The organism is Pseudomonas sp. 18058 (assembly GCF_902706155.1).
GTDB lineage: Bacteria > Pseudomonadota > Gammaproteobacteria > Pseudomonadales > Pseudomonadaceae > Aquipseudomonas > Aquipseudomonas rustica.
The window spans coordinates 85,504-101,176 of the sequence record NZ_CACSJY010000004.1 but is presented as its reverse complement, the minus strand read 5'-3'; the positions used below and the strand labels follow the sequence as shown (position 1 = coordinate 101,176).

Genomic DNA, 15,673 nt, shown 5'->3' with positions numbered 1-15,673 from the left:
GCTGCAAGGTTCGATGAGGGCGGCGGGGGGCATGATAGATAGGGGTGCAGGAAGCCGGCTAATCGGCTCTGACACGTTTGAAGGAGATTGAAAGGTATCTTTTGATGAAGCGGGCAATCGGCGTTTCGATTTTCTTGTTGATGAACCAGGACGCGGCAATCATCAGGATGATGGTGCCCCAGAACAGCAGGTGCGGGTTCACCGCCGGGTAAGCGATGTTGAAGATCATGAAGCCGATCATTTGATGGAGCAGGTAAAGCGGATACGTCAGCGCACCCAACACCGTCCAGTTGCGCGGACTGATCGCAGTCGTTCGGTTGGTCGTGATCAAGTAGAACAGGATGAAAAACAGGCCGATCAGACCGCATACGATCAGCGGGTTGTATTCAGTTGAGTATTTGGATTCGATCGATTCGGCCCACACCATCGCGGTAAAGCAGGCTAACGCCAACGCGCCCAGCAAGAGTAGAACCCGGGTTGTGTTAAAGCCTTTGACCCACGCCAGGTAGAACGTGGCTCCGGCGATGAGGTAGGCGGCGTAATCAGTGATCAATAGCGAGCGTAGCTTTTCCAACACCAGTATTTCCGCTGTTGCAGAAACCAGCAGCCAGGCCACGAGGAACGGTTCGATTTTGTCTATTTTCTTCACGCTCAACAGGACGGAAATCATCAGGTAGAACTTTATTTCTACAAACAGCGACCAGTACACCCCATCGATCGGTTCTACATTCAGCATCTCGCTCAGAAAGGCCATGTTGATCAAGTATTGGTAAAGATCGGCCGAGAAGCGTGGCTGGCCGATGGCTAACGTGAACAAAAAGGTCAGCGTGCAGCACACCCAGAACGCCGGGCAGAGGCGCACGACGCGGGATATGAAAAATACGCTGAGGTTGTTGCTCGACGCGGTCATCAGGATGACAAATCCGCTGATCATGAAAAAAAGTTCGACGCCCAGATAACCGTATTTGGCAGGCTCGGCCAACCAGGGATAGGGCATCGTCGACATGTCGCCTTTAGCATAGCCGCGAAACGCATAGTGAAAAATCACGACGGCGATAGCGGCGAGGAAGCGCAGCAAATCCAGTTCCTGCAGCCGTCGGTTGTTCATATAGGGCGCTCCAGACTTTTTCGCGCTGATTGAAACTGACGACTCTGGTCACTCAAACGTGACCCCAGGCGAAAGCGATTGAAGCCGTGGCGATTCGTCCCCCGGTTTGATGAGACGGCTATGGACTGCGTTGCCACATGTGGATGTAGTCGATTTCGAAGGTGGAGGGCAGGTCAGCGTCATCGACAATGCCGAACCACTTCCACATCGCCTCACTGTCAAAGACGATCTCCATGGGGAAGAAGAAATGGCTGTTCTTCGATTCCCGCACCAGCACGCCATCGACGTACCAGCGCAGGGTGTCGGGCTGCCAGTCGAAGCCGTAGACATGGAAGTCTTCCGCCAGGCGCCATGGACTCAGCCAAATGCTGCCGTCGGCGATGTGTTCGCTGCTTTGCGGCGTGGCCCATAAGTGGGCGTTCATGTTGTACGAACGGTCGAGGGCGGCATTTTTGGTTTTGCCGCCGATTTCGAAAATGTCGATTTCGGTGGCGTTGTCCATCATGCCCGTCCACGCCAGCCAGAATGCGCTGGAGCCGGCGGAATTCATCGGCTTGGCTCGTGCTTCGTAGTAACCGTAAAAACCGCGTTCAAGGGTGCGAACCATCGCTGAGGTGTAGTCCTTGAAACCGAGTTTGACGTACTTGTCGGGCAAGCTTTCTTTGCGGAAGACTATGTTCAGGTTGCCATCGTGGACGAAGGCATTGTTCGGCGAGTAAAGCGCCGGTTTACGTCCGAGCGATTCATTGCCGATGCCGTTATTGACGTGCCAGCGGGTGCGATCGAGGGCGCTGCCATTGAACTCGTCCGACAGTGTCGTGTTGAGCGTCCACTGACCGGCATTGGCCTGATCGGACAGCGGCAGATCGGGATTACTCCGCGTCGGCAACCGGCCTAGCGACCCCACGCGCGTCCAGGTATTGGCCACGCTGGGGACGGCCACTGACCACTTGTTTGCCAGGTAATGAAAGACTTGCTGGCGCTCGGCGAGGGAGGCAAACGCTCGGTCGTAAACCAGCACTTCGGCGATGTCGCCACGAAAGTTTTCGGCATTGCCCACGGCATTACGACCGACCCCATACGGGCCAATCGGCACATCGTAAAGCTCCAGCACCGACACCGTCGGCGCGTACGCGTCGGTCTGCGCCAGGCTGATGGCGATATTCGGCAGCACGTTATCGTTTTGCGACGGCTGCGGGCGTGAACTGAACAAGCGTTGCCAAGGGTCACTCCCGGCCTGTTCGGGCAATCGGCGCGACACGATCAATACCGTCACCGCGCCTTTGGCGCTGCGCAGTGTCGTACCCAGAAACCCCGACTCACCAGTGAAACGCACCACCGGAAGGCTATTCAGTGCGTTCGCCATGCGCTGTGGCGGCGCGATGGCCTCGTCGACGCTGGCATCATTGCCCTTGCCGGATTTGTCCTTCCAATGCCGGACACGGTTCTGTCCGTCCAGGGTCATCGTTGACGGATCCGCCGCATCCAGCCACAACACCAGCCCGGTAGTGGGTACAGCGGGCGGCGTCGAGGCGGCGTTGCCCGCCATCGATACCGCCAGCAGGGCGATCAGCAAAGCGCCTCTAACGCTCATTTGACTGCAGTCAGCGTTGGCACTTCGAAGGAAGACTGATACCCCTGCGGATTACACGACTGCCACCGCCACGTATCGACAATCATCTGTTGCAGATCGCGTTGCGCCGTCCAGCCCAACTCGCGTCCAGCCTTGCCGGGGTCGGCCCAGCATTTTGCGATGTCACCCTCGCGTCGCGGGGCGAAACGGTAGGGGATGGTGATGCCGGTGATATCTTCAAAGCTCTGGATGATCTGCAGCACGCTGTAGCCCACGCCGGTGCCGAGGTTCCAGACATGGATGCCGTTATTGCGCTGCAACACCAGCAGTGCCTTGAGGTGGCCGATGGCAAGGTCGACCACGTGGATGTAGTCGCGCACGCAGGTGCCGTCCACCGTGGGGTAATCGCTGCCGTACACCGTGAGTTCGGCAATCCGGCCAATGGCGACCTGGGTCAGACACGGCAACAGATTGTTGGGACTGCCTCGGGGATCTTCGCCGATCATTCCGCTTTCGTGGGCGCCAATCGGGTTGAAATAGCGTAATAAACCGATGCTCCAGCGTGGGTCGGAGTGGCACAGATCGGTGAGTAACTCTTCGATCATCAGCTTGGTGCGGCCGTAGGGATTGACCGGTTTGCCGGTGCCGCAATCTTCGGCAATCGGTATCTGTGTCGGCTCGCCGTAGACCGTGGCCGAGGAGCTGAACACCAATTGAAAGACGTTATTGCGCGCCATCGCCCGGCACAGTTCAAGGGTGCCGGCGACGTTGTTGGTGTAGTAATCCAACGGCTTGCGCACGCTTTCTTCAACGGATTTGAGGCTGGCAAAATGCACCACGGCATCGATGTCATAGCGTTGGAAGATGTCGTCCAGCAGGGCCGCATCGCGGATATCGCCGTGGATGAAATCCACCCGCGTCAAGGTCAGTTGCTCAAGACGCTCGATGCACTCTCGACAGCTGTTGCTCAAATTGTCGAGCACCACCACGGGGTGACCGGCATTGATCAGTGCCAACGCGGTGTGTGAGCCAATGTAGCCGGCCCCTCCGGTAATCAAGGTCGTTTTGCGCATAGTGCGGGCTTCCTGTTTCGGGGAGTGAATTCAGCGGGAGGTAAAAACCGATTTGAATTCTTGCGGCCAGCGCGGGTGCATGACGCTATACGTCACGGCATAGCTCAGCGCGCCGATCACAACGTTGCCGATCAGGTGCAGGTAGCCCAGCAAACCTGAGTGTGCCGACGCATACGAGACGGTGGCGGCCATCACCAGGGAGGCCGTCACGCTGCGGTAATTGGAGTCGAAGAACCGCTGCCAGCCGTAGCCGATGGCCGCATTGAGTCCACGGATTTGCAGGGGGGTGATGATCAGCATCCGCGCCAACAGGGCAATGGCGGCGGCCATGCCGCCATAAACGCTGCCAAAGCCGTAGACCAGCGCCAGCGCCAGAACGGTGGTGAGCACTTCCGCTTTGATCGTCAGCTGACTACGGTTGACCGCCACCAGTGCGGTAGTGGCGTACATGGCGGTGTTGCCGATGGCCACTGTGCAGGCAAGCACTTGCAGCAGGGGAATGGCTTCGGCCCACTTGGCGCCGAATATCAACAGGATGAGGTCGTTGGCCGTCAGCGCGATGCCGATGAACAACGGCGTCAACACGAAGCCGCTGACGGCGGTGGAATCGCCAAGGATCCCGAGCAGTCGTCCCGGCTCCGCACTGCGTCGCGAGAACACCGGCAGCGCATAGCTGAGCAGGCCGTTATAAATGGCCGTGCGTGGCAGATCGATGATGCGCATCGCCATGTTGAACATGCCGACCGCGTTCGCCCCGGCCGTCATCCCCAGCACCACGTTGACCCCGCGCTGCAGTGTCTGAGAACTCAGTGCGTTGATGGCAACCGGAGTGCCGGCCTTCAACAGTTCGCGCAAGAACCGAAGGTCTATATGAAACGCTATGCGCCGTGGCTCTGCGCGCATCAACACGATGATCGACACGAACTCCATGATCAGTGCCTGGGCAATGACCGCCCAGGCCCCCAATCCCCACAGCGCGACCGCGATGCCGCCAACACCGCCAACGACTTTGCCCAGTAACGTACGCGACGCCAGCATCTTGAAATTGCCGCTGCGGCGCATCTGCGCCACATAGACCCTCGCCATCATGGTGAAGAGCATTTTCACCGAAGCCGCCGCGGTCATCCATCGCAGCAACGGATCCTGCGTGTACAGCATCACTGCGGCAGAAATGATCACGATGGACAACAGGCTGACGATGACCGACGCCCAGAAGGCCGTGCTGATGTGTTTTTCCTCCAGGCGCTCGAGGCGTACCAGCGGGTCTTCCAGCACCGATGAATACACCAGACCGACCAATTCGACGATGGCAATGATGATCGTGCCCACGCCTAACTCGGCCGGCGACAGCAGCCTGGCGTAGGCAACAAAGGTGATCATCGAGAGGAAGATCAGTCCGAATTTCTCGGTGAATATCCAGCCCAGTGTGATGAGGCGACGATTGGCCATGGCGGATACCGGTTCAATGAGCGGCGGTTGAAACCGTTGGCTTGCGCAATGTTTTGGCGCGGGCGTAGAGGTAGCGCAACGTCGGCTTACCGTGGTCGAAGATCAGGGTTTGCCAGGAATGCCGGAACATGCGCTGGTACACGTCGATCACTTCGACATGCTCGCCGCCTCGGGAAAATGTGTTGAGAAAGTCGGTGTGATTGCCCAGCACGAAGTCGATCTGTTGCTGCTTGCTCAGCTGTGCGGCGTAACGAGCGAGGTAAACCTCAATGAAGCGGATCTTGTTCTGGTAGTACTTTTTCGGTTGCGCGGTCATGTTGCCGCTGTTGATCGAACGCTCCAGCAACACCTGCGGCACCGTGTGGATCTCCCAGTTTTCCGCGATTCGCGTCCACATGAAGCGGTCTTCGCTGTAGCGCAGGCCAGCATCGAAACCGCCGAGCTGCATGATCACATCGCGCTTGACCAGGGCAGCGGACACGCCGTTGACGACATTGGCGTGGATGAAATCGTAGAAGTGCATGCCGTTCTTCAGGCGGTTGTCCATTTGCCGCCTGCCGTCGCTGTAATTGACCTGCACGTAGCAGTCGATCAGCCCCACCGGTCGGCCCTGACGAGTCAGTTCGTCGTACAGGGCCAGTTGCAGCTCCAGCTTTTGCGGACGCCATTGGTCGTCGGCATCCAGCATCGCCACAAACGTCTCCTGGCTGTGACGCATGCCGTGGTTGCGGGCGCTGGACTGGCCTTCGTTGGCTTGTTGCAGCAACGTCAGGCGAAACGGCGCTTTGAAATCCCTGACCCGTTGCGGGCCGTCATCGGTAGAGCCGTCGTCGATGACGATGACGTGATCGGGCAGGCGGGTCTGGTCGGCCAGGGATGCCAGCGTTTGCTCGATACTGGCGGCGCCGTTGTACATCGGGATAACCACGCACACGGAATGCGCTGAACGGAGGGCTGGGTTGGGCACGGTTGTTTCTCCTGCTGTTACGCCTTGGCTGAATCACGCGGAAATACAGCGCCAGCGCGAGGCTGACGCAGGGTCGCCGGTGATGACTCGGGGAATGTCGCGGGGTGACGCCGAAAGGACAGGGCGAGGGTGCAGAACACCAGGAACTCGGCGGATCGATAGTTGGGGATCACGTACGCCACGTAATTAGTGACGGCGAACAAACCGATGATGACCAGCGCGCTGGCGCGAAACTGTGCGGCCTGGTTCGCTGTTACGGCGCGGTATTGTTTCAGCAGCGCTTCGCCCAGCAGCAACACCAATGCCGCCAACTGAATCAAACCGCCGTTGAGCAGGGTTTCCATGTAGCCGCTGTGGGCGTTGCCGATGTAACCCCAACGCGTGATGAACGCGTCGGCATCAGGACTGGCCCAGAACGCGCCGTAGCCATAACCCTTGAGCCATTGCTGGTCGACATACGGCGCGAGCAGCTCCCAGATCAACGTGCGGTCAGTCAGTGAGGGATCGCGGCCGGCCACCTCCAGCAGCCATGCAATGTGGTTGTACAGCAGCAGGCAAAACAGCATGAACACCAAGGTGCAACCGAGGAACAGCCACTGCGAGCGATTGATACGCAAGCGGATCAGGGTGAGGAAGTAGCCGTAGCTCGCCGTGCCGCAAATGATCAACGCCACGCCGGTGGCCGACTGGGCGAGCAGGATGGCAATCAGCGAAAAAAACGAGCAGAACAGCGCCCAGCGGTTGCCTTTGCGGATCATCGGCAGCAACAGCAGGATGGCGATCGCGTTGAGCCGTGCGCCGGCGTTCTTCTCGGCAAAAATCCCTTTGAATGCGCCGTCGCGTATTCCCCCCGAGAGGAACGCGACGCTTGGCATGACCACGGCGAGTATCAAGCCGATCAACGCCGCCACGCCGATGGCACAGCCGAGCATGAAAGTGATTTTTTCCAGTGGGTAGTTGTAGGCAATGAACCCGGCAAAAAACACCACGCTGAGCATCGCGACGACGCGTTTGAGGCTCAGCATCGGGTCGTAAGACCAACCGATTGAGGCGATCACCGTGAGCAGGAACAGCAGCAGAAAGACGTTGCTGCGATAAAAGGTTTTGCTCAGGAAGACCTTGTTGCGGATGAAGAAGAACAGCGGCACCAAAAGCGTGATAAGACCGCAGACCTGGTTGGCGACGCTGCCCTCGAGGTCGCGATCGACATCGCCGAAATTGAACCCGCCACCGAGGCCCAAGATAAAGGTGATGACCTGGATGTAAAACAGCACACCGAACAGGGTGAAGCCATCCCGCAGCGTCGAATATCGGATCGCCAGTGTGTTCACGGTGATGGACTCCCCAGCAACGCATCGAGGTAGGACTGCACCGCTTTGGCATTCATGAATCGGGCGGCCGCCTGAAGGCGCAGATGACGTTGAAAATGCCGAGGTGTGGCGAGTTGCAGGGCAATCGCTTGCGCCAATGCCGGCGGGTCATCGACGTCGACAAGTGGCGCAACCAGGCCGCCGATCAAAATGTCCTGAGGACCATGGGGGCAGCGCGTCGCCACCACCGGAGTGCCCGTCGACAACGCTTCGACCAGTGCGTTGGGGCTGCCTTCGAAGCGGGACGACAGCACAAAACAATCGGCCGCCGCGACTTCCGCCAAGGGATCGGTGGTGTAACCGGGAAGGTCGACGCGATCGGCGACGCCCAATGTGCAGGCCAAATCAACCAATCGCGACTTGAGCGCGCCTTCACCAAAAATGATCAAACGCACACGGCTGTCCGGCAACGCGGCGAACGCTCGGATCAGGGTGTCGAAACCTTTTTGCGGCGCCAGGCGCCCGACCGCGACGACTACTGGGCCGGACTTTTCCCGCAACCATTGATGGCTGGGCCGCGCCGGTGTCTTCTCGCGAAAGTCGTTGTCGAGCACCGGGTTGTCGGCAGTGGTCACGTCCTGATGCCGCGCAATTGTGGTTTCGACCAGATCCAGCGCGACACCGCGCGAGACGCAGATCACCGGGTTGGGTATCAGCCGATACAGCAGCGGAGCCAACAGATAAGCGATGCGCACCATGAAAGCGGGGTTGACGTGTTTGTCATGGGAAAAGGCATTGCGTTCGCTGACGTGCAAACGTGCGAGCGTGCCGGACAGTGCAGCCGCAGCGATCGCCACGACGTTAACGTGAGTGAGGGCCGCCAGTTGCGCATCAAAGCGATTGCGCCGAAGAAATCGCGCGAGTGCCGGCACCGCACGCACGCTGCGCGGGCTGTGCAATTCAACTTTTTTCACGCGCGGGTCGAGGTGCGCGGCGTTGACGCCGCCGCCGGTGAGCATCAACAACGTCACGTCGTTACCGGCGTCGACCAGCGCACCGGCCAGTCGCGTCATCATTTTCTCGGCACCGCCGGCGCCGAGGTCGTGCAGGATAATCAGCAATTTTTTCATTGGTTCCACACCTGGTAATAGGCCTGCGCGGCGTGCTGACTGGTGTATGGGCGGATGGCGTCAGTGATCATGGTTTCGCTGGGCGCGAGATCATCCCGCGCTGACAGGCTTCGGAGCATTCCATCGGCCAGTGCCGGTACGTCGTTGACCTTGACCAAAAGGCCCAGTCGGCCGTCGTCGAGCAGTTCTCTGGGGCCTGTCTGGCAGTCGCAGGCGAGCACTGGCGTGCCCAGCGCCAAGGCCTCGATCAGTACGGTCGGCATGCCTTCATGCAGGGAACTCAGGATGAACAGGCGCGCGTGTCGGAGCAGGGGGTAGGGGTTGTGCAAATAACCGGTGAAGTGCACCCGGTGCGCGACGCCCAGACGCTGGGCCTGCGCCGCTAACGCAGTGCGCAAGTGGCCGTCGCCGGCGATCACCAGATCCGGCAGCACCCGGCGGTGCAATGCCAAAGCGTAGGCATCGAGCAACAGGTGAAAGCCTTTCTGCTCGGTCAGTCGTCCCAGCGCCAACCAATAGTCACCGGGTAATCCTGCGGGCAGCGGCGCCTGCGCGGCTTGAAACAGTTGCTCGGTGATGACCGCGTTGGGGCAATAGCTCACGCGCTGCTGACCCCAAGGCAGCAAGTCGACAAGTGACTGGCGCAGCACCGTGGAAACCGTCACCACTTTTCCGCTGCCGCACAGGTACAAGGCATAGAGCAGGCGCAGGCTTGAAGGGCCGGTTTTCTGCTCAGTGCTGTCCAGCGTCACGTGCCGGCTGTAGATGACTTTGCAGGCACTGCCCAAGGTGGCGAACCAGGTGCAGACGTTGGCCTGTTCCTTGGCGGAAATGAGATGAGTGACGTTCTCGCGCTGAATCAGCCGGCGCAACAGAATGATCGAGCGGATCAACCCGGCGATGCCGCTGCCACCACCGTTGTGGTGACGCTGATCGCCTTCAGTGTCCGGTGTCTCACCGTTCATGACAAAGAAGCTCACCCGCTGGCCATCCTTGAGAAACTGCTCGGACAACCGTCGCTGGACGCGCTCGACGCCACCGCCCAACTTGAAATCCTTGAGGATAAACAGGATGTGCATGGTCATTCCCCAACGCTGATGGCGACTTTGTGTCGGGCCAGCATCGCCAGCAGCTGCACAAAATTGCTGGGGTAATCGATGAGGTAGCGCTTGATTGTGTGGGGCTCGCGGTACATGCGATAAAACGCGCGCAGATGCAGGCGATTGATCAGTGCCGGGTAGTACTGCCGCGTCGCCAGCGCTTCCTGTCGAATGAACCCGCCACAGGTAAAAGCCACCCCGCGAAAGCCTGCCTGCAACGCATCCTGCTCGAACTGTTCCTGCAGTCCGGCGCCGAGGCCGACGATCAGGATGTCCGCCTCGCTGTGACAGATATCAGTCCGTATACCTTCGGCCTGTTCGGCGTTGAAATAGCCATGGTGATAACCGGCGATGACCAGTTGCGGATAGAGGCTTCTGATCTTGAGGATGAACAGATCCAGCTCGGCTTGCCGGGCACCGACGAAGTACACACGCTTGCCCAGTTGTTCGGCACCACTGAGCACGCGGTCGGCAATCGAGGTGAAGTCAAAACTGACCCGGCCGATCGTCCTGCCGGTCACGCGTGACATGAATGTCGACATGAGCATGCCGTCGCAAAAATAGGTAATGGTGCTCGGGTTCTGCTCGAACACGCTGCCGATGGAGGCGAAATTGATGAAGGAATACGCCTGGTTGGCGTCGAGTAATTGCGGTGAGTAATGCCCGACCAATTCCAGTCTGAACATGGCGTGGCTCCTTTCAGATGACTGAAGGGGTTGGCCGCCCCACGGATACGTAGGTGAAGCCGCGCTTACTCAAACGCTGCGGATCGAACAGATTGCGCCCATCGAAAATCAACGGGTGCTTGAGCTGCCCAGCGATCCGGTCGAAGTCCGGCGCGCGAAACGCTTGCCACTCGGTGACGATGATCAGCGCGTCGGCATTTTTCAGCGCGGCTTCCTTGGTGCCCGCCAGCGTCAGGTCATCGCGCGCGCCATAAATGCGCTGGGCCTCTTCCATGGCTTTCGGATCAAAGGCCTGAACGCTGGCGCCGGCCTGCCACAACGCCTCCATCAATACGCGGCTGGGCGCTTCGCGCATGTCGTCGGTATTGGGTTTGAAGCTCAACCCCCACAGGGCAAAGGTCTTGCCGCGCAGGTGACCTTCGAAGTGGTTGAACACCTTGCTGTACAGACTGGCTTTCTGCTCCTGGTTGCGTGACTCCACTGCCTTGAGCAGCCGAGCGTCAATGTCGACACTGGTCGCGGCATGGATCAGCGCCTTCACGTCTTTGGGAAAACACGAGCCGCCGTAGCCGAGGCCGGGATAGATAAACTGATAACCGATGCGGGGGTCGGCGCCGATGCCGTGGCGCACCTTCTCGATGTCGGCACCGAGCTTTTCCGCCAGGCAGGCCATTTCGTTCATGAAACTGATCTTGGTCGCGAGCATGCAATTGGCGGCGTACTTGGTCAGTTCCGCACTGCGCACGTCCATGACAATGATTTTTTCGCGGCTGCGATTGAACGGCTCATACAGTTCGCGCATGACCTCTTCGGCACGCGGGCTATCGGTGCCGACGATGATTCGGTCGGGGCGCATGCAGTCATCGACCGCGCAGCCTTCCTTGAGAAATTCAGGATTGGAAACCACGTCGAACGTCAGATCGCCGCGATCATGGTCGGCCAGCACCTGCTCGACACACTCACGCACCCGGTCACCCGTGCCCACCGGCACCGTGGATTTGTTGACGATGATGAGGTGCCGATCCATGTTCAGCGCGACGGTTTGCGCCACGCTCAAGACGTATTTGAGATCGGCTGATCCGTCCTCGTCTGGCGGAGTGCCGACGGCGATCAACAACACATCACCGTGCTGTACGGCTGCGGCCAGATCCGTGCCGAAGCGCAGTCGGCCACTTTGGTAGTTGTCGCGCACCAAGGTTTTCAGGCCCGGCTCGTAGATGGGCAGCGTGCCTTCTTTCAGCGCCTCCACCCTGGCAACATCGACGTCGACGCAGAGCACGTTGTGCCCCACCTCGGCCAGCGCAGCGCCTTGAACAAGGCCCACGTAACCAATACCGAATACGCTCACATTCATGGTCAAACCTCAGGTCGTTTGATGGTTGTCAACGCAGGGGCAGGGGGGGGGGCTGAAGCGCTCGGGCAGCGGTCAGTAGATGTTTTTCGAAAACAGCGTGAAGGGGGTTTTGAGGAGGATTTTCAGGTCGAGCCACAGCGACCATTGGTTGATGTAGTTGAGGTCTTGGGCGACGCGCAGCTGCATCTTTTCCACCGTCTCGGTTTCGCCGCGATGCCCGGTAATCTGGGCCAACCCGGTGATGCCCGGCTTGAGACGATGACGGGCCATGTAGGCGCGCACCTTGCCGGTGTAATAGAGGTTGTGGGTGACGGCATGCGGGCGCGGGCCAACCAGCGCCATCTGGCCGCAGACGACATTGAACAGCTGGGGCAACTCGTCGATGGAGGTGCTGCGCAGGAAGTGCCCGATTGACGTCAGTCGGTCATCGTTACGGGTGGCCTGACGCACCTCGCGGTCGTCGTGGACACGCATCGACCGAAACTTCCAGACCTTGATCACTTCCCCGTTGCAACCGTGGCGGTTTTGCTTGAACAGCACCGGGCCCGGCGAGGTCAGTTTGACCGCGGCCGCCACGCCCAACAGCAGCGGGCTGAGCAGAACAATTGCCAGCATGGCCAGACTGCGTTCCAACAGATCCTTGCAAAGCAGGCTGGCAGGGTGCGAGCTGATCAGGCTTTCATTGAGGTAAATGGCGGGCATTCGCTCGATTTCCGAGATCGAATGGTTGAGGAGCATCATGCTGCCAAAATCAGGTATCCATACGACGTCGACATTCATGTCCAGCAGGTCGATGTAGAGCGCTTCAATGGTCGCGGCATGGGCCAGGGTCAGCACGATATAGACGCGGCGCACTTCCCGGCGCGTGATGATTTCGCGGATCGCGTCGACGTGGCCGAGTAGCGGCAAAATGCTCGGCGCCGGGCCGCTGTCATCGGCTGCGGCGATGAAGCCCAGCACCAATGCGCGGTTCGGTCTGGAGAGTTTCTTCGCCAGCTCATGGGCGGTCGGGCAGGTGCCGATGATCACTGCGCGACGCCCGTTGCACACCCTGCGCGAGTGCAGCCTGGCGAAGTAATGCAGCGGCAGAAAACTCAACGCCTGCACTACGAAACCCAGCACCGCCCAAATCATGATCACCTGGCGCGAATAAATCGCACTGGTCTGGGTGCTGAAGGCAATCGCGGCGAGCACGGCCAGCAGGATCAACCAGCCAGCCAGCAACCTGCCGAGTCCGACCAACAGGCCATGGCGCTTGTGGTAGACCTGCATCACGCTGTAAATCGGCACTGAACCGAGCACGGTCAGAATGATCAGGACGCGGTATTCGCTGGTCAGACTGCCGACGCGCCAATACACCAGCAGCATCAGCAGCGAGGTGGCCAGCGCCAGCGCACAGGCCCACTGGCCCCAGAACGTCAGGCCTCGGCGGTGCGTCATATGAGCGGTATAGAGCGGCGTCATGGGCTTAACCTCAGGCAACAGTTATCCATCAGCGCTGATCGGACAAACACGAGGTGTCTTCCGCAGGCTGTTCCGTGGTCAGGCAGAGGTGACGCGAATTAGTGATGGCGAGACGTGGCGTAGCGGCGGGCGTGTCAGCCCGCGATTATCTGGGCGCGAAGTCGTAGTCGTAGAACGCCCGGGAGTGGTGATAGCCGTACTTGCGTGCCTTGCGCAGATCCACCTGGTTGAGGACGGAGCCAAACACCGGCACCTGACTCTGCTGCAACATAGCGATTCCCCGCTGAACCTGGCTGACTGGCGTGCTGTCGGCCTTGACCACATAGATCACGGCATCCGAATGCTTGGCCAGCAGCAAGGCATCGCTGATCATTTCGGCAGGTGGAGAATCGATAATGATGTGGCGATACCGCGACCGCAGCACCTCCAGCATCCGCGCCATGCGCGGCGAGCTGAGCAAATCCTGCGGTGGTGGCTGCAGCGCCGGGTTGAGCGCAGAGGCAGGGGATGGCAAGCGCGGCGCCGCGAGCATGTCCAGCGCAGGCGGGAGGACTTTCCCGGCCGGCAACATGTCCAGATTGCCCACCGAAACAATGCAGTCTTCGAGTCGGGCGGTCCCGGCAATGACATTCGCCAGTCCCGGGCTGTCCGGTGGGAAATCAAAGTTCAGCGAGAGGGTCGGCTGACGCATGTCGGCGTCGATCAACAGCACACGCTCTAGCGACGTCAGGGAACTGGCCAGATTGGTGGCGATGGTGCTCTTACCTTCACCGGCAACCGTCGACGTCACCAGAACAACCTGCGAAGGCATTTCACTGCTTTGCAGCATCAACCAGGTGCGCAGATTACGGATGGTCTCGGAAAAGCGCGGGTTGTCGTTGTCGGCAAACAAGCGTGCCAGTTGCCGGCGGGTTTTCTTGGTCACCAGCGGCACGACGCTAAGCAGCGGAATGTTCAGCATGCTTTCGATCGACTCGTCGGTTTTGAAGGTGTTGCTCAGACTGTCGAACAGCAGCGCCAGCGCGACACCGATCACCGCTGCGATCAAACCGACGATGGCGACGATCAGCGTTTTACGCGGTTTGCTCGCATCGACGGGAACAATGGCCGGGTCGACGATACGGACTTTTGTCGAGTCCATGTCGGCGGTGGCAGTGGTTTCTTTCAAGCGGGTGACGAAGGTTTCATAGAGCGCTCGTGAGCTGTCGACCTCGCGCTGGAACTCGCGCAACTGAAACTCTTTGCGCGCGATGTCCTGAATTTGCGCCTTGTTGCTGTTAAAGGATTGGCGCAGCGACGCCTCGCTGGCCGTGGCGAGTTGGTATTGCCGCTCTATGCCGGCCACCACTTGCTGCACCTGTAATTGCAGGCTGGTGGTCGCGGTACGCAGTTCGGATTGCGCCGAGAGCAGGCTCGGATGTTTGGGGCCGTAGCGACCTGCCAATTCATCAACCTTGGCTTGGGCGAGGGCGCGATCCGCCTGGAATTTCTGCACCAACGGATTGCTCAAGACCGCCGGCACGCTGGACAGTCGGCTCAGATCGCCGTTGCCCAACGCCTTCGCCTGGCGGTACTCGCTTTCCGCTTCTGCGCGGTTACGCCGGGCATCAACCATGCGATTACCGGTCATTTCCAGTTCATTGGCGCTGATGGTCGCCACCCCGCCAACGTCGACCAGGCCTTGCTCTTCGCGGTAGCCCTGAAGCTTTTTCTCGGCAGCACGCAAATTGTCGCGCAGCTTGACCAGCCGGGTGTTCATCCAGGCGGTGGTGGTTTGCGACGACTTCTCGCTGGTGTCGAGTTGGCTATCGGTAAAACCTTGAGCCAGTGCGTTGGCTGCCGCTGCGGCCAGAGCGGGATCGGGCATCTCGACCTCGATCTCGAGCAATTGGCTCTTGCCGACGAACTTGACGCTGGTGTGCAGCATGAGGTTTTGCGTGACCTCATTGAAGGCGTCTTCCTCAGTCGGTGTCTCGTTGGGTGGCAAAAAGCGGCTCCAGCCAGGGATCCATTGGTCAAGGTCGAGCCCGCCCAGCCAATCGCGCGGCGTAAACCAGGGCTTCGGTTGCTGACGCGGGTCGGTGATCGGGTTGCTGGTCAGGCCGAGCTTTTTCACCGCGCGTTCGGCTAGATCGCGCGATTGCAGCAGCGCTTGTTGGGTCTGCAGATAGTCAGTGGCGTTGCCGCTGGAATCCTTGACCTGCTGGAACGACATCAGCGGCGGCGTTTTATCGTTGAACAGCAGGGTGGTGCTGCCGATGTATTGCGGGGTGATGGTGGAAACCACCGCGGCCGCCAGCAGAGCGCTGAGCACAACCCCCCAGCCGATGGCCCATTTGGCGCGCCAGATGACCCTCCAGAGTTTGAGAAGATCCAGGGTGTCCTTGTCTTCGCTGTACTGCTGATGCAGATGCGCTTGGAGAGGACGTTCGACGTAGGTGCTAGGGCTGTTGTCCATG

At 59.6% G+C, this 15,673-nt stretch carries 12 protein-coding genes; all 12 read right to left on the bottom strand.

The window, feature by feature from the left end; translation table 11 throughout:
* Positions 1 to 58: 58 nt before the first annotated feature.
* Positions 59 to 1,108 (bottom strand): acyltransferase, encoded by a 1,050-nt coding sequence (locus GVL50_RS03645; RefSeq protein ID WP_159811786.1) that lies wholly within the window; start codon positions 1,106 to 1,108, stop codon positions 59 to 61.
* A gap of 118 nt (positions 1,109 to 1,226) precedes the next feature.
* Positions 1,227 to 2,702: a family 16 glycosylhydrolase gene (locus GVL50_RS03640; RefSeq protein ID WP_159811785.1), complete on the bottom strand. Its 1,476-nt coding sequence runs from the start codon at positions 2,700 to 2,702 to the stop codon at positions 1,227 to 1,229.
* Positions 2,699 to 3,754, bottom strand: a complete 1,056-nt coding sequence (gene galE, locus GVL50_RS03635; protein WP_159811784.1) for a UDP-glucose 4-epimerase GalE — start codon at positions 3,752 to 3,754, stop codon at positions 2,699 to 2,701. Before galE ends, GVL50_RS03640 begins: the two co-directional genes overlap by 4 nt.
* A 30-nt stretch (positions 3,755 to 3,784) precedes the next feature.
* Positions 3,785 to 5,203, bottom strand: coding sequence for an oligosaccharide flippase family protein (locus GVL50_RS03630; protein WP_159811783.1), 1,419 nt, complete (start codon positions 5,201 to 5,203; stop codon positions 3,785 to 3,787).
* Between the two features lie 13 nt (positions 5,204 to 5,216).
* Positions 5,217 to 6,170 (bottom strand): glycosyltransferase family 2 protein, encoded by a 954-nt coding sequence (locus tag GVL50_RS03625; protein WP_159811782.1) that lies wholly within the window; start codon positions 6,168 to 6,170, stop codon positions 5,217 to 5,219.
* Between the two features lie 17 nt (positions 6,171 to 6,187).
* Complete coding sequence (locus tag GVL50_RS03620; RefSeq protein ID WP_159811781.1) at positions 6,188 to 7,501, bottom strand: O-antigen ligase; 1,314 nt, start codon at positions 7,499 to 7,501, stop codon at positions 6,188 to 6,190.
* A complete protein-coding gene (locus GVL50_RS03615) occupies positions 7,498 to 8,610 on the bottom strand; it encodes a glycosyltransferase (protein WP_159811780.1) in 1,113 nt (370 codons plus the stop codon). Before GVL50_RS03615 ends, GVL50_RS03620 begins: the two co-directional genes overlap by 4 nt.
* Positions 8,607 to 9,689: a glycosyltransferase gene (locus tag GVL50_RS03610; RefSeq protein WP_159811779.1), complete on the bottom strand. Its 1,083-nt coding sequence runs from the start codon at positions 9,687 to 9,689 to the stop codon at positions 8,607 to 8,609. Before GVL50_RS03610 ends, GVL50_RS03615 begins: the two co-directional genes overlap by 4 nt.
* A gap of 2 nt (positions 9,690 to 9,691) precedes the next feature.
* Positions 9,692 to 10,396, bottom strand: a complete 705-nt coding sequence (locus GVL50_RS03605) for a WecB/TagA/CpsF family glycosyltransferase (RefSeq protein WP_159811778.1) — start codon at positions 10,394 to 10,396, stop codon at positions 9,692 to 9,694.
* A 13-nt stretch (positions 10,397 to 10,409) separates the two neighbouring features.
* Entirely contained in the window at positions 10,410 to 11,750 is a 1,341-nt protein-coding gene (locus GVL50_RS03600; RefSeq protein WP_159811777.1) for a UDP-glucose/GDP-mannose dehydrogenase family protein, read from the bottom strand.
* 72 nt (positions 11,751 to 11,822) lie between these two features.
* On the bottom strand, positions 11,823 to 13,214 hold the full coding sequence (locus GVL50_RS03595; RefSeq protein ID WP_159811776.1) for an undecaprenyl-phosphate glucose phosphotransferase: 1,392 nt from the start codon (positions 13,212 to 13,214) through the stop codon (positions 11,823 to 11,825).
* Positions 13,215 to 13,359: 145 nt separating this feature from the next.
* A complete protein-coding gene (locus tag GVL50_RS03590; protein ID WP_159811775.1) occupies positions 13,360 to 15,672 on the bottom strand; it encodes a GNVR domain-containing protein in 2,313 nt (770 codons plus the stop codon).
* Between the last annotated feature and the right edge of the window lies 1 nt (position 15,673).